General features: G+C 69.5%; 16 protein-coding genes and 2 pseudogenes. 12 read left to right on the top strand and 6 right to left on the bottom strand.

The features are described from left to right. Positions 1 to 92 precede the first annotated feature (92 nt). Complete coding sequence (locus AC07EQ_RS01100) at positions 93 to 1,283, top strand: alpha/beta hydrolase family protein (protein ID WP_478385882.1); 1,191 nt, start codon at positions 93 to 95, stop codon at positions 1,281 to 1,283. An 83-nt stretch (positions 1,284 to 1,366) separates the two neighbouring features. Continuing rightward, entirely contained in the window at positions 1,367 to 2,104 is a 738-nt protein-coding gene (locus tag AC07EQ_RS01105) for a GntR family transcriptional regulator (protein ID WP_478385884.1), read from the top strand. An 11-nt stretch (positions 2,105 to 2,115) separates the two neighbouring features. Here AC07EQ_RS01105 and AC07EQ_RS01110 read toward each other — a convergent pair whose 3' ends face one another. From AC07EQ_RS01110 to AC07EQ_RS01125, 4 genes are all read right to left on the bottom strand, one after another. After that, the gene (locus AC07EQ_RS01110; protein WP_478385886.1) at positions 2,116 to 2,772 is read right to left on the bottom strand and encodes a GAP family protein; all 657 of its coding nucleotides are present in this window, start codon (positions 2,770 to 2,772) and stop codon (positions 2,116 to 2,118) included. 102 nt (positions 2,773 to 2,874) lie between these two features. Then, complete coding sequence (locus AC07EQ_RS01115; RefSeq protein WP_478385888.1) at positions 2,875 to 3,996, bottom strand: catalase family protein; 1,122 nt, start codon at positions 3,994 to 3,996, stop codon at positions 2,875 to 2,877. A gap of 142 nt (positions 3,997 to 4,138) precedes the next feature. Then, complete coding sequence (locus AC07EQ_RS01120; protein ID WP_478385890.1) at positions 4,139 to 5,458, bottom strand: Dyp-type peroxidase; 1,320 nt, start codon at positions 5,456 to 5,458, stop codon at positions 4,139 to 4,141. Positions 5,459 to 5,667: 209 nt separating this feature from the next. Then, complete coding sequence (locus tag AC07EQ_RS01125; protein WP_478385892.1) at positions 5,668 to 6,240, bottom strand: hypothetical protein; 573 nt, start codon at positions 6,238 to 6,240, stop codon at positions 5,668 to 5,670. A 254-nt stretch (positions 6,241 to 6,494) separates the two neighbouring features. Here AC07EQ_RS01125 and AC07EQ_RS01130 point away from each other — a divergent pair, with 254 nt between their 5' ends. Together AC07EQ_RS01130 and AC07EQ_RS01135 are read left to right on the top strand one after the other, a co-directional pair. Continuing rightward, positions 6,495 to 6,620 carry a hypothetical protein gene (locus tag AC07EQ_RS01130; RefSeq protein WP_478385894.1) on the top strand — a complete coding sequence of 42 codons (126 nt, stop codon included), beginning with the start codon at positions 6,495 to 6,497 and terminating at the stop codon, positions 6,618 to 6,620. 54 nt (positions 6,621 to 6,674) lie between these two features. Continuing rightward, positions 6,675 to 7,808 (top strand): threonine synthase, encoded by a 1,134-nt coding sequence (locus tag AC07EQ_RS01135; protein WP_478385896.1) that lies wholly within the window; start codon positions 6,675 to 6,677, stop codon positions 7,806 to 7,808. 186 nt (positions 7,809 to 7,994) lie between these two features. Here AC07EQ_RS01135 and AC07EQ_RS01140 read toward each other — a convergent pair whose 3' ends face one another. Both AC07EQ_RS01140 and AC07EQ_RS01145 read right to left on the bottom strand, forming a co-directional pair. Continuing rightward, positions 7,995 to 9,662, bottom strand: coding sequence for an IS1182 family transposase (locus AC07EQ_RS01140; protein ID WP_478385898.1), 1,668 nt, complete (start codon positions 9,660 to 9,662; stop codon positions 7,995 to 7,997). A 148-nt stretch (positions 9,663 to 9,810) separates the two neighbouring features. Next, positions 9,811 to 10,047: pseudogene (locus AC07EQ_RS01145) on the bottom strand (zinc ribbon domain-containing protein); the annotation flags it as partial. Between the two features lie 598 nt (positions 10,048 to 10,645). Here AC07EQ_RS01145 and AC07EQ_RS01150 point away from each other — a divergent pair. The 8 genes and pseudogenes from AC07EQ_RS01150 (at position 10,646) to gndA (ending at position 18,659) form a co-directional block, all read left to right on the top strand. Further along, positions 10,646 to 11,158 (top strand): hypothetical protein, encoded by a 513-nt coding sequence (locus AC07EQ_RS01150; RefSeq protein WP_478385900.1) that lies wholly within the window; start codon positions 10,646 to 10,648, stop codon positions 11,156 to 11,158. Between the two features lie 430 nt (positions 11,159 to 11,588). Continuing rightward, a pseudogene (locus AC07EQ_RS01155) lies at positions 11,589 to 11,852 on the top strand (ABC transporter permease); the annotation flags it as partial. Positions 11,853 to 11,994: 142 nt separating this feature from the next. Next, complete coding sequence (locus AC07EQ_RS01160; RefSeq protein ID WP_478385903.1) at positions 11,995 to 12,942, top strand: LysR family transcriptional regulator; 948 nt, start codon at positions 11,995 to 11,997, stop codon at positions 12,940 to 12,942. 308 nt (positions 12,943 to 13,250) lie between these two features. Beyond that, the gene (locus AC07EQ_RS01165) at positions 13,251 to 14,000 is read left to right on the top strand and encodes a succinate dehydrogenase cytochrome b subunit (RefSeq protein ID WP_478385905.1); all 750 of its coding nucleotides are present in this window, start codon (positions 13,251 to 13,253) and stop codon (positions 13,998 to 14,000) included. An 8-nt stretch (positions 14,001 to 14,008) separates the two neighbouring features. Continuing rightward, positions 14,009 to 15,946 carry a fumarate reductase/succinate dehydrogenase flavoprotein subunit gene (locus AC07EQ_RS01170; protein WP_478385907.1) on the top strand — a complete coding sequence of 646 codons (1,938 nt, stop codon included), beginning with the start codon at positions 14,009 to 14,011 and terminating at the stop codon, positions 15,944 to 15,946. Positions 15,947 to 15,961: 15 nt separating this feature from the next. Next, a complete protein-coding gene (locus AC07EQ_RS01175; protein WP_478385909.1) occupies positions 15,962 to 16,717 on the top strand; it encodes a succinate dehydrogenase/fumarate reductase iron-sulfur subunit in 756 nt (251 codons plus the stop codon). A 204-nt stretch (positions 16,718 to 16,921) separates the two neighbouring features. Then, a complete protein-coding gene (locus AC07EQ_RS01180; protein WP_478385911.1) occupies positions 16,922 to 17,107 on the top strand; it encodes a hypothetical protein in 186 nt (61 codons plus the stop codon). Between the two features lie 103 nt (positions 17,108 to 17,210). Further along, on the top strand, positions 17,211 to 18,659 hold the full coding sequence (gene gndA / locus AC07EQ_RS01185) for an NADP-dependent phosphogluconate dehydrogenase (RefSeq protein WP_478385913.1): 1,449 nt from the start codon (positions 17,211 to 17,213) through the stop codon (positions 18,657 to 18,659). Positions 18,660 to 18,688 lie beyond the last annotated feature (29 nt).

Raw genomic sequence — 18,688 nt, forward strand, 5'->3', positions numbered from 1 at the left:
GTACCGGTGAGTGGGATCGGCGGGTACCCGTCGAGTGCCGACGATGTTGTCTCTGCGGGACTTCGAAACCCGACCGCCCGGGAGGAACGCCCGTGAACCGGCTGTCCCCAACCACCTCGCTGACCGCGCTGCTCGTGGCCGGACTGGTCGCGTCCGGTTGCGCCGCAGGCCCCGGCGACACCCCGGAGCCGGCGCCGGCGGAACGCGGCACCCTGTCGAGCTCGGTCCCGCTGGACCACCGGCGCCTGCCCAGCGCGCAGGGCGAATGGCTGATCTCCTACACCTCCGCGGACGCCGGCGGGAAGCCGATCACGGCCTCGGGAACGGTCTCGGTGCCCCAGTCTCCCCCGCCGCAGGCGGGCTGGCCGGTCATCAGCTGGGCGCACGGCACCACCGGCACGGCCGACGCCTGCGCGCCGTCCGCCGACCGGCCGGGCGGCCCGGCGCACTCCTACGTCGGGCTCGTCGACCAGACGCTGGACCGGTGGGTCGCCGCCGGCTACGTCGTGGTGCAGACCGACTACGAAGGGCTCGGCACCCCCGGAGAGCACCCCTACCTCAACGGGCCCAGCGCGGCGAACACGGTCGCCGACATCGTCCGCGCCGCGCGCCAGGTCGACCCCGGCGTCGGATCGGACTGGTTCGCGGTGGGGCACAGCCAGGGCGGCCACGCCGCGCTGTTCACGGCGGCAGCGGAGCAGCAAACCGCCGGGCTGTCGCTGCGCGGTGCCGTGTCCATCGCGCCGGGCGGCTTCCAGACGAGCCAGACGACGGCGTACTTCCAGCAGCGAACGGGCGAGCAGGGCGTCCGCGCGGCACTGCCGTTCCTCCCCACGATGCTCATCGGGGCGGCTGCGGTCGATCCCGGAATCGTGCCCGAACAGCTGCTCGCCGACGAGGTCCGGCCGGTGCTGGACGCGGCGCGCACGACCTGCCAGGACGGGATCCGGGAGGCCGCGTCGACGGTGCGGGCGGAGCGGGTCTTCCGCGAGGGCGCGGATCTCGACCGGCTGACGGCATACCTGAAGTCGCAGGAACCGGAGGGCCTGGCGCTCCGCGTCCCGACCCTGGTCCTGCAGGGCACGACGGACGTGCTCGTGAGCAAGCGGGGAACCGACCAGCTGGTGAAGTCCCTGTGCGAACGCTCCCCCGCGATCGGCTACGAGGCGTACGACGGCGCGGATCACCGCCAGGTCCTCGCGGCATCCCAGCCCGCGGCTCAGCGGTTCACCGAAGACCTCCTCGCGAACCGGCAGCCGGCGAACGCCTGCTCCCGGCCGTGAACCGGGCCGCCGCCCGATCCGCAACGGGCCCGGACGAACCCGGGCCCGGGATATGATGATCGGGAGGCTTTCGGGAGCGTGTAGTGGGGGTGTCGGTGGCTTACGGCGCGGTCCGCGGCAACGAACGAAGGCAGCTGCCCGAGGAGGTGGCGAGCTACGTCCGCGAGCAGATCATGTCCGGGCACTTCAAGCCGGGCGACTTCCTCCGCATGGAGCCCATCGCCGAGGCCGTCGGCGTCAGCAACACCCCCGTCCGCGAGGGCCTGCTGACGCTGCACAGCGAGGGATTCGTGCAGCTGGTCCCCCGCCGCGGTTTCGTCGTGGCCCCCTTCACGCGGCAGGACGTGCGGGACCTGTTCTGGGCGCAGGCGAGGCTGGCCGGTGAGCTCGCCGCGCGCGCCGCGAAGAAGATCACCCCGGAGCAGATCGACCGGCTCAAGTCGGTCATCGAGCAGCTCGACGAGGCCATCGAGGCCGGTGACAAGGACCGCATCGCCGATCTCGGGCACGCCTTCCACCGCGAGATCAACCTCGCCGCGGGCTCGCACCGGCTCGCCCTCCTGCTCGCGGGCGTCGTGCGGCACCTGCCGAACCGCTTCTACGCCTCGCTCGAATCCCACGTCGAGCTGACCAGGGAACAGCACTCGCTCCTGGTCGAGGCCCTGCGCAAGCGCAGCGCCCGGAAGGCGCGGACGATCATGGAAGAACACGTCGTCGAGGGCGCCGACTACGTGATCGAGATGCTCGAGAAGACCGGTCTCTGGGAAGACGAAGAACCGGAACAGCGCGCCCTGCCCTCGATCCACTCTCAGCGGCCGTGATCGCTTCGTCGTCAACGGATGAGGATGCCGAGACCGTCGCCGAACAGCTTCAAGCCGAGCACGAAGAACAACACCGCCATCACGGCGGTGTTGTGCCGCAGGGCCCAGTCTCGCCACCCGTCGAGCATGTTCTTCGCCGGCTCTCCCATGAAAAGGACGACCCCGAGCGGAGCCAGAAGTCCCAGCGAACCAACGATCACGAACACCGCCAGCGACGCGATCTGCTGCCCGGCGGGAATCCCGGCCGAGCTGATCGAGGCCCCCGCGGCGAGGGTCAGCGGTGCGTTCTTGAGATTGGCCGCCGCCAGTGCCAGTCCAAGCCCGAACGTCTTGATCGGGGTGAATCGGTCGATCGCGGCCATCCACGTCGGAAGCTGTGCCTGTGAGGCGTCGACAGGCCGTCGGCGCCACTGCCGGGCGCCGAGGAGGACGAGAAGCACCCCCAGTGCGAGCTTGAGGCCCCCCACCCAGGTGGCCGGTTGCTGGTGGGTGGAGGCACCGGCCGGCCCGCCGATCGCCAGCATCACGGCGCCCAGCGCCGAAAGCCCGACGACCCAGCCGATGGCGAACAGCGATCCGTTGAGACGTCCCCGCGGCGTGGCCAGGACGAGGATGATCGCGACGATCGGGAGTGGGCTGACGGCGACACCGGCCGCCAGGCCCAGCACATCACCGAGAGCTTTGTCCAAAGCGGCCTCCGGGCGGGGATCAGGGACGATCAGGCTGACTGGCTGTCGGGGTAGGCGCGGAAGTGCGAGCGCGCTGCTGGGCTACGGCAGCAGTTCGTCGGCGCTGCGGGGCTCTTCGCGCTGCTGCTGGTTGAGCTCGTGGCGCAGCATGGAGGAGCGGCGGTAAACCTCCTTGCGCGCCCGCATGATGTTGCCCAGGGGCGCGTGTTCAGCCGTGACCCGCCACGGTGTGAAGGACAGCGCATCCATCTTCTCCAGGTTGTCCTCGCCTGAGATGTCCTGCTGCGGGATCCGCAGCTTGGCCACCGTGACGTACGGTGAGAGCTCTTCCGGCCACTCCACGGTGACGTCTTCGACCGGCATCCGCTCCAGATCGGTGCACAGCTGGACCTGGATGTCGAACGCGTAGGGGCGTTCCCCCAGCTCGGCCACCAAAGCCGGCCGGAAGACCTCCGGCGCCGAGTCGAGGTCCATGGCGCGCCGGACCACCGCGTCGGCGGAGACGGGGTCCGGGGCGAAACGCACCTTGGCGATGTAGTCGCCGTGCCGGACCGCGCCCATCGTCCAGTAGCTCGACAGCAGCACGTTCACCTTGGGCAGCCGCGACAGGCGGAGGAATGCCAGGAACTCGTCCCAGGCCCAATCCTCCTGGTCGAGCGTTCCCTTTCCGGTCACGAAATCCCGGTAGAAACGATGCACTCCAGGGCGGCCTTCGGCGAAGTAGGCCGGGGCCTGGAGGAACAGGTCCTGGATGAACAGGTAGTGCTCGACCGTGTTGCAGAAGAAGATCGGCGCATTGATGTTGGCGTAGTCGAAGGTGCGCGTGTCACGCTCGTCCTCCAGCAGCGTCGGACCGTCGATGCCGAAGATCTTCAGCGCCAGTCCGGTCGCCGCGCCGAGCCGCGCGTCGGCTCCGGCGTGGGGCGAACCATTGGAGAAGCGGATGAGCGCCCCATGCTTTCCCGGTGCGGCATAAACACCCTGCGCGTACTCGGCGGGCAGCCCGCCCAGGATTTCGACCTCCCCCCGGACCAGCCCATATCCCTTGGCATGCGCGTCGCGGACAGCCCGCCCGGTGCCCTCGGATTTGACCGATTCAGCGATGTACCGCTCCGTCTTCCCGATCACCGTCTGCAGGTTCTCGTCGAACCGGAGATCAGCGACTTCGACGTCCCGCGTGTACGGAATGAACCCTGTTGCCATGATCTCGGCCTTCCTTCGTCATGCGGTCGATGAACGGGTCGACGAACCGCCCGGCCGGCGCTGCGGGGTCGGCGACGAGAGGGGATGTCAGCCCGAAGACCGGCGGGGCCCGCGAACCAAGGAAGTGAATCGGTCCTAGCACTCAGCTCTCCGGCTCGGAGAGCCAGCGCAGGGCACGCAGGCCCGGAAGGAAGCAATACTCCCCACCACGCGTGACGACGAAACTAGGCAGATTCTGCAGGCGGCGCCGGACCGGCTTCCCCGGGATGGTGACGCTGCCCGTTCCGCCGTGGTGCCCGGCAACCGGATCCTTCTCGCCCGGGAACCCGATGAAGTTGCCATCGTTGACCCACTCGGACTTGATGAACTCGAACTGCCGGTCCAGGTGGGCGCAGATGAAGACCCCGACGAGTCCACGATCGGCGCCATCGTCTTCGAGAACGCCCTCCGGCAGCGGCGGGCCGTAGCTGGTCCCGCGACGGATGATGCGGTGCATCCGTGCCACCCCGATGATGTTGGCGTCGCGCGGGTTCACCCGCCGGATGTGCGCACCAGCGGGACACTTGAATCCGCGATCGTCATCCTCCCGGTAGAGGAAGTCGTTGTTGCGGCGCGGATCCGCGGCCAACTCCGCATCATCGTGCTCCGGGGCGAGGGTCAGCGGTGCCCCGCTCGGCCAGCGTCCGATCATCTTCGCCCCCAGCAACGCCTCCTCCTCGGGACTGGAGGTGTTCGCGCGCAGGTACTGCCGCCAGGCCGCGACCTTGGTGTGAAGCTTGCGCACAGCCAGATACGTCCCGTTTCGCCCCAGGACTTCGGGCCGCGGCATGGGCGGCAGGTATCCGGTCTCATCGGGGTAGCCGAGGATGAACTCACCGGCCTTGAGAGGGGCTTCGTGCGGATTGGAGCCGGGAATCCCGACCCCCTCGATGCTCGGATGGCTGATGCCGTCGCGAAAACCGAAGGAGGTACGGCCGGTGGGGAGCTGCTGGACCTCCTGCTGCCAGATCACCTCGACACCGGGCGTCTCCCGGAGGGCGGCGCGTTCGCGCTCCAGCGCCTTCTCCAGACTCGTCGCATCGGGCGCGAGCGCACTCACCGCGATATGCACATCCGGGGTTCCGAACGGCGGCTCCCACTGGGCCGGATCGCTCTCGCCAACGTCGCCGATCACGGCCGCCCGCGCCGCCATGCCCTGCCGGAACGGGAGCGGGAAGCTGTCGAGCGACTCCTGGGGAACCCCGAGGGCCCGCAGTCCCTGGTAGGTGAAGGCCACGGCCGCCCAGGCACCTTGGCTCGGATCGGCGCTGGGGAGCCCGGCATCGATCGCCGGGAGCAGCCGCCGCAGCAAGGCGCGCCCGGCTTGGCGGTCGTCAACGCGCAGGAAGAAGAACCTGCCAACGTACGGCACCGGCCGGGGACGAAGCGCTCCGCTCTGGATGTCGTCGATCTCGACGCTCACGCTCGGTGTACTGCTGTTTCCCGCTGCGTCCATGACCGTAGTCGCCTCCGTATCAGGTCTCCGCACACCCGGCGGCCGCCACGCACTCCCACCCGCCACCGCGATCTGGCTTGCCCATCCCGTGCCCCGGTCGACCGCCGTGGCCTTGGCACCACGACCCGAATCACCCGATGAGGACCTGTGATCGGCTCGGGGAGGGTTCCTCGGCGTTAGCCCGCGGCTTCGTCGAGCAGCTTCTGGAAGGCCGGCGTGGCCAGCAGCGCCGCGTTGGCTGGATCGTCGAGCGCCGCCCGGAACTCGGGGGTGTCGAGCACCGCCTGGAACGCCTCGTTCACGCGTTGGTTCTTCCAGATCTGCTGGACGGTGAGATCGGGGTAGGAGCTGACGAAGACGCCCGCCGGCGCCTGGTGGGCGACGAACCAGTCCTTCACGTGGGGATCGGCGATGCCGGGGAATCCTTCCGTGTGCGAGAAGACCTTCTCGAACCTCGCCCCGACGACCGTCTTGGCGAAGTCGTCGATGTAGGTGTCCCAGGACCCGTCGAAAACACTGGCGAACATGTGCCGGGTATCGTCGTCGAAGATCACATGCCGCGCATCGTGCAATGTGCCGATCTCCTTCAGCGCTGCGCGACCCCCCTCCGCAGACGACCCGCTCGTCATCTCGGCGAGGTCCTTGCGCAGCGCATCCGCGTGGCCGGCCTTGATCTTCGTGAAAACGGTGAACTCGCTGCACACCCCGTCCGCCATGCCCGGCCGCTCCGGCTGAGTCGCTTCCGTCATCGGAGTCCCTCCTCCATGCTCATCAGGCAGCCTGCCCCGCAAGCCGCCACGCACCCTTGAGCTCCAGGCTTGGGCAGGCGTTGTGGCCGAGCAAGAGCCGAAAGCCCCCCGAGCAGGGTGATGGCCCTGAGCACCTCTAACTCACCGCACGTCCCGATGAGCCCCACCAGCCACACCGCCGACACCCGCGCGGCTCTCGCCGAACAAATGTCCCTTGTGGACCAATGTGGGACGGACTACGGCGCCTCGGGCAGGTGGTCGAGGCGGTTGCGTTGGCCGTCCACGACTCCGCCCAGAACCTGACCCGGCACGCGAAGCTCGCGATCGACCACCTCGCCGAGGGACTCACCGGTCGCCTGGACATCCCGGCGGGACAATGACTTTCGCGGATCGCGATCCCCTTCCACACCGTCCGCCCAAGCCGAGGAGACATCGTGAGCACTGACGCCCCCGAGCTGGTCGACCGCACCGGTCGCCGCTACCCGATCGACGAGCCGCGCTGGTGCGGCGACGACGGATCTCCCCTGCTGGTCGAGCCGCTGCCGGGCATCACCCGCGAGCGCATCGACTCGGGCGTGCGCTCGCAATGGCGCTACGCCGCCGCGCTCGCGCTGCCCGACATCCCGGCGGTCAGCCTCGGCGAGGGGCTGACCCCGTTGCTGCACCGCCGGCTGGCGGGGCTCGATGTCGCGGTCAAGGCCGAATCGGCCAACCCCACGGCCAGTTTCAAGGACCGCGGCACCTCGGTGATGATCAGCACCCTGCGCGCGCAGGGCGTCCCCGCGGTGCTGGAGGACTCCAGTGGCAACGGCGGCTCGTCCGTCGCCGCCTACTGCGCGGCGGCCGGGATCGACGCGCAGATCCTCGCCCCCGAAGCGACCTCCCCGGCCAAGATCCTGCAGAGCCGGATCCACGGCGCGTCGGTCGAACTCGTGCCCGGCAGCAGGCAGGACACCGCCGACGAGGCGCTCCGCCGGTCGGCCGAACGCTTCTACGCCAGCCACAACTGGCACCCCCACTTCCTCGACGGCATCAAGCTCATCGCCTACGAGATCTGGGAGGACCTCGGTTTCACCGCCCCGTCCGCGGTGGTCGTCCCGGCCGGTGCCGGGAGCCTCGTGCTGGGCTGCGCCGCGGGCTTCGGCGAGCTGCACCGGGCGGGCGAGATCGACCGGGTTCCGCGCTTGCTGGTCAGCCAGCCGGAGCGGTGCAGCCCGCTGGTGCGGGCGTTCGACTCCGGCACGGACGGCGTCGAACCGGCCGAATGGGCCCCGACGCTCGCCGAGGGCACCTCCATCGCACATCCCGTGCGCGACCAGGAGGTGCTGCGCGCGATCCGCGCCAGCGGAGGCGCGATGACCGCGGTGCCCGAGGAAGACCTGCGCCCGGCGACGCTGGCCCTGGCGAAGACCGGCCTGTACGCCGAACCCACGAGCGCCCAGGTGGTGCCCGCCCTCGAACGGTTCGTGCGCGACGGCCACCTCAGCGGCGACGACGGCGTCGTGGCGGTGCTGACCGGCTCGGGTCTCAAGGCGAGCACGGCGATGGCCAGACTGCTGGACGACTGACGCCGTTCGCGGGTAGGCCGACCTCGGCACGTGGCGCTGGTCATCCGGGCGTAGCGGTGCCGTCTGGAAAGGCCCGCGCCGGATCAACAGGGCGTCAAGACCGGTTCGATTCCGCTGTGGTTGGTCGACCGGAGAGTGCTGGCTTGACTGCTCCCCTGTCTGAAGGACTCTGTTGCTCAATTTCGATCAGGCGGCCAGTTCGAGATTGAGGGCAGTGAGGTGGGAAGTTCTGGTGTTTCCCAGGGGTGTGCCGGTCCACCACGCGTCGAGCCGGATGAGGTTCAGGGCGGTGGCGGCGAGGATATGAGCCAGGCGGGTCTTGGGTAGGCCGATGTAGCGGGAGCGGCGGATGCCGCTGGTGGTGACGGCTTGATGGATGGTGCCCTCGACGCCGGCGCGAATGTTGTAGCGCTGTTTCCACGCATCGGTGGCTTGTTCGGCGCGGGCGTGTTCGAGCGTTTCGTGCTGGTCACGGTGGCGCAGGGTGAGTTTGCGGGCGTTGGTCTTGGAGGAGGTGCAGCGAGATCTCAGAGGGCACGGTGCGCAGTCAGTCCTGCGGAAGTCGACTTTGAGAACGGGTTTGCCCCTGGCCTTCTCCTGCCGCCAGCTGGTGCTGACCGCTCCGTTGGGGCAGGTGACCTGCTGGGCGTCCCAGTCGATGCTGAAATGAGTGTGGTCGAATGCCTCGGAGTTCCCGGTCTGCCAGCTGGTACTGGTGCGCAGGGGGCCGACCAACTCCATGGCGTAAGCGTGGCGTGTGGTGACGATCAGTTCGGCGCTGGTGTAGCCACTATCGACGACGTGCTCGGCGGGCAGTAGGTCGCGCCGGTGCAGCCCCTCGTGCACTGTGGAGGTCATCTCCACATCCGCCACGGTGGCGTCGGTGGTGGACACGTGTGTGATCACGTGGACCGTGTCGGGTTCGCAGGTTTCGGTGAGATGGACCTTGTAGCCGTCCCAGCCATGACCGCGTTTCACGCCATAGCGAGCATCGAGGTCGTAGGGTGAGGACAGCCTCAGCCTGCCTGGCGGGAGGTCTTTGCCCTCCCGCCAGGCCACCTCCATCCCGCCGTCGTCGGTCTGGGTGCGGTGGTACTGCTGAATCCATGCGATCCGCAGGGTCTGCACTGCCGGGATCTCCCGCAGCCACACCGGCACCTGCAGCGCATATACGGCCTGCAGCAGGTGGAAACCGTCGCGGCCGATCGTGACCGCGAGCTCGGTGCGGGCCTCGGCGCTCTGGGGCATCCGGTAGGAGTCCACACGCGCGCCATAACGCTTCACCCAGTCGGGATCGGCGGTGGCGGACAGCCAGCCGGGGTCCGCGATCGCAAGGGCTTCCAGCGTCGCCCGCAGCGTTTCGCCGACGAACTCGATGCGATTCAGCGTCCGCACCGCCGCCAGCACGTGGGTGGAATCGGTGCGCTGACGCCCACCCGAGCGCAGCAACCTCAGCTCCGACAACCGGGCCAGCAGCACATCCAGAACTTTCTCCTCCAGGCCGTGCTTGATCAGTCGAGCCCGGAACCCGGTGAGCACGGTGAAATCGAATCCAGGATCTTCCAGCTCCAAACCCAGGGCATACTTCCAGTCGATCCGGCCCCGCACCGCATCCGCGGCCTGCCGGTCAGTGAGGTTCTCAGCGAACTGCAACACCGATATCAGCGCCAACTGCCCCGGTGACCAACCCGGACGGCCTCGTTTCCCAAACGCCGCAACGAATTCCTCATCAGCGAACAACGGGCCCAGCTCATCACGGACCCGCATCGCCAAACATCCCTTGGGAAAGGCGGCCCGAGCCACCCGAACGGTCGTCTCCGGGACATCAGGCCACGGACGCGGCTGCAACGACACCACACACCACCCACGAAGATCAGCAGCAGGGTGATGATCTTGCCCCAGCGGCCGCCACCCGCCCACACAGGGTGCGAAATTGAGCAACAGAGTCCTGAAGGTGGGGGATTCTTCGTCCCTCGTGTCCAGGCGTAGTGGGGATCCTGGCTCAGGCAGCCTCCCGAGGCGGCGCCTCGGGAGGTCTTCTGCCCTCAACACCGGCCGGGTACAGCCCAGCCCGGACCAGCATCACACGCGCGGAGTTCTTGTCTTTCGGACAGACGTGCCCGCACGCGGTACAGGTATAGGTTCGTTCCGACAGCGGCAGCGCGTGCTTGGTTCTCGCCCCGCACTGTCCGCAGTCCATCGTCGTGTGCTTCGGATCGACAAGCACCACCAGGCGGCCGTGCTGGCCCGCTGCCGCATCGGCAACCGGGCCTTGACGTCCTTCAACGCCTTGGCACGGGACCTGGCGATGTCACGGATGATCTGCTGCTGCGGAACCGAACCGCCAGCACTCAGCCGGTCATGTTCCCTCCGCCATCCAGTCAGCAGCTTGTCCAGGTGCGCGGGACCGCACTTCCCGCCCGCACGGTGCGCCTGACGGGAGGTGGCCACGCGCTGGTTCCACACCCACCGGCACCGATCCCACTCGGCCAGCAGCGCATGCCGGGAGGCCGGCGACAAGCGAAGCCGATAGGTGTACCGAGCGTGCCCGGCCTCCCCCGTCTTCACCGTCGCTGCCATGTGGATCATCACAGGATCCTGCTCGACCACCGCGGTTCGGCGCTGGCCAAGGCTCTCTCCCGGCGCTCCGGTGCGATGATCTGCCGGCTCCGCCTCAGGCTCCGCTGAACGCCGCCGTGGGGTCATCCCGCCGTCAAGGTCCGCCCGCCGCCTGTAGGGATCGCGTCAAGAGCCCGTCCGGGGGCCCGCTCGGCGAGCTTCACTGAACAGGTCACCGCCGATGGAAGACGGTGCTCATCAGGTCCGGGGGCGTTGTGATGGTCGTGTTCCGGCGTGGCCTGGTTCGCCGGTCGGTGGCCGGGCCCGCGACAGCATCCGCGGTCGGTTTCTTCGCGGTCGTGGCGGGGATGGTGCCGACGGCCGTGGCGGTCTGGTGGTCGGGCGGGCAGGCGGCCGGGTTGGTCGTGCTGTGCCTCGTGGCCGGCGGCTACGCCTTCGCCGTCCGCAACGCCACCGGCGCGCTGGTCACCGCGGTGCTGGGCTGGATGTTGTTCAACGGCTTCGTCGTGCACTCCCACGGCGACCTCGGCTGGAACGGCTCCGGCGACACCGTTCGACTGGCCGCGCTGACCGGTGCGGCGCTGCTCGGCGCGCTCCTCGGCAAGGTCCGGGCCGCCCGCCACGAGCGGCCGGTGGTCGTGGAGACCATCCCGGCCCCCAGAGCCGAGCAGCCTGCGAGCAACCGGCGGCCGAGGGCGGAACTCACGAAGAGCTCTTCCCACCCCGAGGTCGCGGTTCCACCGGCCCGGGCGTCTCGGCCCGTGGCGTGAGCCGGGGACGGGAGCACACACTGGTCGTGAGCACCCGAACGGCCGTAGCCGCGGACACCAAGTAAGGGGCCGGACGACGACCTCACCGCCATCGTCCACAGTGGCCATCAATGCACAGGAAGATGACCTGCTTCGCCCCGCCTACCGTGATCTGCTCGCTCGCGTACTGGCACGCCGAGCCGCTCGAAGAGCTTGCGGGCGATGTCCGCGCGGAGCTCGGGAACGCCGTTGACCGGGGTGCACCTGGTCTCCCCGGGTCCGCAATTTCCATTGAAATCGAACCTTCGATTTCAATGGAAATTGCGGACCGAGGAACCCTCTTCGACGACCGGACCTAGGCCACTCCCGAAACAGTCCCTCTAGGAGCCGCTGCGATGAGAGCGTCCCGAACGAGCCGGCTGGTGCCCCTGGGCGCGCTCGTTCTCGGACGATGCTGCGCTCCGCGCTGCCGGCGGGCGGGCTGCCGGCGTTCGCGCTGTTCTTCGACGAGATCATCGTCACCACCTTCACGCTCGGCACCGGCAAGGAAGCGCTGCCGATCTGGATCCTCAGCAACCTGTTCCGCCCCAACCAGGCCCCGATCGTCAACGTCGTGGCGGCCGTGCTGATCGTGTTCTCGACGGTCCCGGTTTACCTGGCGCAACGGCTCTCCGGCTACACCAACGCCGGCGGCCGCCGCTCTCCCCTGGCATGACGAGCGATCCGCACGACTTGTGACATCGCGCGCAGGCGTGCGGGACCGCGGGGAAGGCGCGCCCGTTGTCAGGCATGCTCTACGCAACGGGGCCAGGTCCGCGGCCGAGCGGATCCTGGTGGTGGACTCGGGGTGGTGCCAGGTGACCTTGCAGCAGCTTCGCTACTTCCTCGCCGTCGCGCGAGCCTTGCACTTCACCAAGGCGGCCGAGGCGGTCAAGGTCGCGCAGTCCTCGCTGAGCAACCAGATCCGGGCCCTGGAGGCAGAACTGGGCGCGGAGCTGTTCATCCGCGCCCGCGGCGAGGTGCTCCTCACGCCCGCCGGGGAGGCGCTGCTGCCGATCGCGACCCGGATGCTGGCCGACGCGGACGTCGCCAAGCGCGAAGTGGCCGACGTGGTCGGCGTGCATGGCGGGCTGGTCCGCCTCGGCGCGCCCCCGAGCCTGTGCGTGACGGTCCTCGCCGACGCCCTGCGCGCCTTCCACCGCGAGCACCCGGGCGTGCGGCTTTCCGTGCGGGAGAACGGATCGCGCGACCTGGCGAGCGCGCTCCTCCACGGTCAGCTGGACCTCGCTCTCGTCGTCCTGCCGACCGGCGGCGTCAGCGACCAGCCCTCGCTGTCGATCACGCCGCTGCTGACCGAGGAACTCGTCGTCGCGACGGCCGCCACCGGCACCAAGCGGCCGAGCGCGGCGATCCCGATCGAGGCGCTGCGCGACCGGCAGATGGTGCTGTTCCGCGAGGGCTACGACCTGCGGGAGACGACCCTGCGCGCGTGCGCGGAAGCCGGCTTCACCCCGAAGCTGGCCGTCGAGGGCGGCGAGATGGATGCCGTGCTGTGCTTCGTCGAGGCCGGGCTGGGCGCGGCGATCGTGCCGAGGATGGTGCTTTCCGGGCGCCCCGGCCTGCGTGGCACCCGGCTCGCGCGCCCGGGCCTGCGCCGCACGATCGGCCTCGCGCGCAGGACCGACACGGCGCCGACGAACGCGGTGCGAGCGTTCGAAACCGCGCTGCTGGACTTCCTGCGCCGCACGGCAGCCACCGGCGACCTGCCCAGCGGAGTCGAGTTCATCGGCGGAACACCGGGCTGACCGGAGTCACCCGGCGGCGACCAGCGTGATGCCGATGCCCGTGTGGAGCGCAAGCCAGAGCGGTACGGGCAGATCCGGCCGCCCGCCGATCCCATGGGCCAGTGTCATGGCCGTCCCTCTCCCATCGCGTCCCGGAGAACTGACGATGGCGGCGGGCCGATGTGTGACATCCGGACCAGCCGGTGCCGAGAGCTGGGACACACCTGCGGCGCCGCGAGAACCCTCACGAGCAGCGATCGCCTCGGGCTATCGAGCCCAGCGTCTCACCATATTGGACAGTGCCGGAGCGCCGTGCCTAGCTTGCTTCCGTGACTCTCCAAGACGAACGAGTCGGACCCGCGCTCCCGGCCCGCGCCCGAAGGCCCGCGCCCGGGCGCCGCCGGACGTCGATCGGCAGGCTGTGGTCGTCGACGGCCGGCAAGAAGATCGTCATGGCCGCCTCGGGTGCCATCCTGCTGCTGTACGTGGTGGCGCACATGCTGTCCAACCTCAAGATCTTCATCTCCCCGGCCGGCATCGACGCGTACGCGGTGTGGCTCCGCAGGCTGTTCGACGGCCTGCTGGGGTACGAGGGCTTCGTGTGGGTCGTGCGGTTCGTGCTGCTGGCCGCCGTGCTGCTGCACGCGACCGCGGCCTACCAGCTGGCGCGCCGGGCGAGGGCGGCCCGCCCGGTCGGCTACCGGCGCCGCCCGAAGGTGCAGGCGGGATACGCGGTGCGCACCATGCGGTGGGGCGGCGTGATCCTCGCCTTCTTCGTCGTCTACCACCTGCTCGACCTCACGACCGGCCACGTCAACCCGCACGGCGTGCACGGCGAGGTCTACCAGAACGTGGTGGCCAGTTTCCAGCGCTGGTACATCGCGCTGTTCTACGCGCTGGCGGTCTGCTCCCTCGGCCTGCACATCCGGCACGGGTTGTGGAGCGCCCTGCAGAGCCTCGGGGCGATGACCGCCGCGCGGCAACGAGCCGCGAAGCTGACCGCGCTCGTGGTCGCGATCGCCATCACCGCCGGGTTCCTCTCCGTGCCGTTCGCCGTGGTGACCGGAATCCTGAAATGAGGGCAACGATGCCGCTTCACACCGAGGGCGAGCCGATCGCGGACGGCAAGGCACCGGACGGGCCGATCGCTTGCCGCTGGGAGCAGCGCCGGTTCTCCGCGCGGTTGCTGAGCCCCAACAACAAGCGCAAGCGCACGGTGATCGTGGTGGGCACCGGGCTCGCCGGCGGTTCGGCCGCGGCCACGCTCGGCGAGCTGGGCTATCAGGTCTCCTCGTTCTGCTACCAGGACAGCCCCCGCCGGGCGCACAGCATCGCCGCGCAGGGCGGGATCAACGCGGCGAAGAACTACGCCGGCGACGGCGACAGCGTGTACCGGCTCTTCCACGACACCATCAAGGGCGGCGACTTCCGCGCCCGGGAGTCCAATGTGTACCGGCTGGCCGAGATCAGCACCCAGATCATCGACCAGTGCGTCGCGCAGGGCGTTCCGTTCGCGCGCGAGTACGGCGGGCTGCTGGACACCAGGTCCTTCGGCGGCGCCCAGGTTTCCCGCACCTTCTACGCACGCGGCCAGACCGGCCAGCAGCTGCTGCTCGGCGCTTACCAGGCGCTCGCCCGCCAGATCTCCGCGGGGACGGTGACCATGCACCCGCGGACCGAGATGCTGGACCTGGTCGTGATCGACGGCCGCGCCCGCGGCGTGGTGGTCCGCGATCTGGTCAGCGGCCAGGTGTCCACCCATCTCGCGGATGCGGTGGTGCTCGCGACCGGCGGCTACGGGAACGCGTTCTACCTGTCCACCAACGCGAAGGGCTGCAACGCCACGGCGATCTGGCGCGCGCACCGCCGCGGCGCGCTGTTCGCCAACCCGTGCTTCACCCAGATCCATCCCACGTGCATCCCGGTCAGCGGGGAACACCAGTCCAAGCTGACCCTGATGAGCGAATCGCTGCGCAACGACGGCAGGGTGTGGGTGCCGCAGGCACGCGGCGACACCCGCCCGCCGGAGCGGATCCCCGAGGCCGAACGCGACTACTACCTCGAACGGATCTACCCCAGCTTCGGCAACCTGGTGCCGAGGGACATCGCCTCGCGGGCGGCCAAGAACGTCTGCGACGAGGGCCGCGGGGTCGGGCCCGGCGGGCGCGGCGTGTACCTCGACTTCGCCGACGCGATCGAGCGGCTCGGCGCGGCGGCGGTGAAGGCCAAGTACGGCAACCTCTTCGAGATGTACGAGCGGATCACCGACGAGGATCCGTACCGGGTGCCGATGCGGATCTACCCGGCCGTGCACTACACGATGGGCGGCCTCTGGGTCGACTACGACCTGCGCAGCACGATCCCGGGGCTGTTCGTGATCGGTGAGGCGAACTTCTCCGACCACGGCGCGAACAGGCTCGGGGCGAGCGCCCTGATGCAAGGCCTCGCCGACGGCTACTTCGTGCTCCCGAGCACGATCGGCGACTACCTCGCCGACTTTCCTGCCGAGACGGTGACGGACGGCCACCCGGACGCCGTCGCGGTGGCCGGCGAGGTCCGCGAGCGCATCGACCGGCTGCTCGCGGTCGGCGGCGATCGCACCGCCGACTCCTTCCACCGCGAACTCGGCGGCATCCTGTGGGAGCACTGCGGAATGGAGCGCGACGCGGCCGGGCTCCGCTCGGCGATCGACCAGATCTCCGCGCTGCGCGGGGAATTCTGGCGCGACCTCCGGGTTCCCGGCACCGGCGCCGAGCTGAACCAGTCGCTGGAGCGGGCCGGGCGGGTGGCCGACTTCCTCGAACTCGCCGAGCTGATGTGCGTCGACGCGCTGCACCGCGAGGAGTCCTGCGGCGGGCACTTCCGCGCGGAGCACCAGACCGAGGACGGCGAGGCGCTGCGCGACGACGAGAACTTCGACTACGTGGCGGCCTGGGAGTTCACCGGCACCGGCAACTCCCCCGTGCTGCACCGCGAGCACCTGCAGTTCCACGAGGTCCGGCCGAGCCGGCGAAGCTACCAGTGATCAGCGGAGGCGATCATGCGTTTCACCCTGCGCATCTGGCGCCAGGACAGCCAGGAATCGGACGGGCGGCTCGTCGAGTACGTCGTGGACGACGTGCTGCCGGACATGTCCTTCCTGGAAATGCTCGACGTGCTCAACGAGCGGCTCGCCGCCGACGGCGAGCAGCCGGTCGCGTTCGACCACGACTGCCGCGAAGGAATCTGCGGCATGTGCGGGATGATGATCGACGGGATCGCGCACGGGCCGCAGCGGGAGACCACCACCTGCCAGCTCTACATGCGGCACTTCGACGAGGGCAAGCCGATCACGATCGAGCCGTGGCGGGCGAAGCCGTTCCCGGTCGTGCGCGACCTGGTGGTGGACCGGAGCGCGTTCGACCGGATCATCGAGTCCGGCGGCTACATCAGCGCACCGACCGGCAGCGCGCCGGACGCGCACGCGGTCCAGGTGCGCAAGCGCGACGCGGACCGCGCGTTCGAGGCCGCGGCCTGCATAGGCTGCGGCGCCTGCGTGGCAACCTGCCCGAACGGCTCCGGAATGCTGTTCACGGCGGCGAAGGCGACCCACCTCGGCAGCCTCCCGCAGGGCCGGCCGGAACGGCTGGACCGCGCGGAGAACATGCTGGAAACCCATGACGACCTGGGTTTCGGCGGCTGCACCAACACCGGCGAGTGCACGGTGGTGTGCCCGGTGGGCATCCCCCTCGAAACGATCGCCCGGTTCAACCGAGACGTCCTGAAGGCATCCTTCCGCGACACCGCGGCGAGCTGAACTCCTGTTCGGGGAACAACGTCGTCGGTGTCGGCGTTGCCGGGATCGTGCGTCTGAACTTGCTGATCGACGCGGCGACCGTGGTGGACGCCGTCGTGAACGCTCTTCTCCGACCGCCTGCCGGGCAGTCGCTCGACAGGCGGTCGGCGGCCGGGTCATCTTGGTCGGCGGCATGACGGCCGTCCGCTGAGAACGGGAGTGTTCATGGCAAGCAGCACCACAACCGCTGTCGTCGTCCACGGTGCCGACAACGTGCGGGTCGAAGAGATCGCCGTCCCGGCACCTGGGCCCGGGGAGGCCGTTGTCGCGGTCGCCCACGGCGGCATCTGCGGGTCCGACCTGCACTACTGGCGGCACGGTGCCGTCGGGAAGGTGCCGCTCGCCTTCTGAACCGGCCTGCATCCGGTAACCGGAGCCGAGAAGATGGCGGGCGGTACACCGCGGACCCCACGGCCCGAAAGCTGCACGCACCACCCGAACCAGAGAGGTCCACATGGACACCAGGACAGCAACCGCGAACATCGGCGTCGTCGGTCTGGCGGTGATGGGTTCGAACCTGGCCCGCAACCTCGCCTCGCGCGAAGGCAACACCGTCACCGTCTACAACCGCACGTACGCGCGCACCGAGGAGCTCCTCGGCGAGCACCCCGAGGCCGGTTTCGTGGCGAGCGAGTCGATCGACGACTTCGTCGCGTCGCTGGCGAAGCCGCGCACCGCGATCATCATGGTGCAGGCCGGGGCGGGCACGGACGCGGTGATCGACCAGCTCGTCGAGCGCTTCGAACCCGGCGACATCATCGTCGACGGCGGCAACGCGAACTTCCACGACACCATCGCCCGGGAGCAGCGGATCGCCCCCACCGGCATCCACTTCGTCGGCGCCGGCATCTCCGGCGGCGAGGAGGGCGCGCTCCACGGCCCGTCGATCATGCCGGGTGGCTCGGCGGAGTCCTACGAGACCCTCGGGCCGATCCTCGCCTCGATCGCGGCCGTCGCCGAGGGCGAGCCCTGCGTCACCCACGTCGGCACCGACGGCGCGGGGCACTTCGTGAAGATGATCCACAACGGCATCGAGTACGCCGACATGCAGCTGATCGCCGAGGCGTACGACCTGCTGCGCACCGTCGGCGGCCTCCAGCCCGCGGCCATCGCCGACGTCTTCGCGGGGTGGAACGAGGGCCCGCTGGAGTCCTACCTGATCGAGATCACCGCCGAGGTGCTCCGCCAGGTCGATCCCGCCACCGGCCGGCCCTTCGTCGACATCGTGCTCGACCAGGCCGGTTCGAAGGGCACCGGCGTGTGGACCGTGCAGAACGCGCTCGACCTCGGCGTCCCGGTCGGCGGCATCGGCGAGGCCGTGTTCGCCCGCGCCGTCTCCTCGAAGCCGGCACAACGCGCGGCGGTGCAGCGGATCGTGAACTCGCGGCCGGCGGTGCAGGAGGCCGACGCCTCCTTCGCCGACGACGTCGCCAAGGCGCTCTACGCCTCCAAGGTCGTCGCGTACGCGCAAGGCTTCGACGCCATCATCGCCGGGGCCGAGAAGTACGGCTGGGACATCCACAAGGACCGGATCGCCAAGATCTGGCGCGGCGGCTGCATCATCCGCGCCCAGTTCCTCAACCGCATCGCCGAGGCCTACGACGAGAACCCGGACATCGCCACCCTGCTCGAAGCGCCCTACTTCGCGCAGGCCGTCGCCGACGGCGAGGCGGCCTGGCGTCGCGTCGTCGCGACGGCCGCCCTTTCCGGCGTGCCGGTCCCGGGCTTCAGCTCCGCGCTCAGCTACTACGACTCGCTGGCGGTGAAGCGGCTCCCCGCCGCGCTGGTGCAAGGTCAGCGCGACTTCTTCGGCGCGCACACCTACAAGCGCGTCGACAAGCCCGGCACCTTCCACACCCTCTGGTCCGGCGACCGCACCGAGGTCGAAGTCCCCGGCCACTAGCAAGCCGCGTGCCTGCCGAGGGATCTCGG

The organism is Saccharopolyspora sp. NPDC045839, from assembly GCF_056431645.1.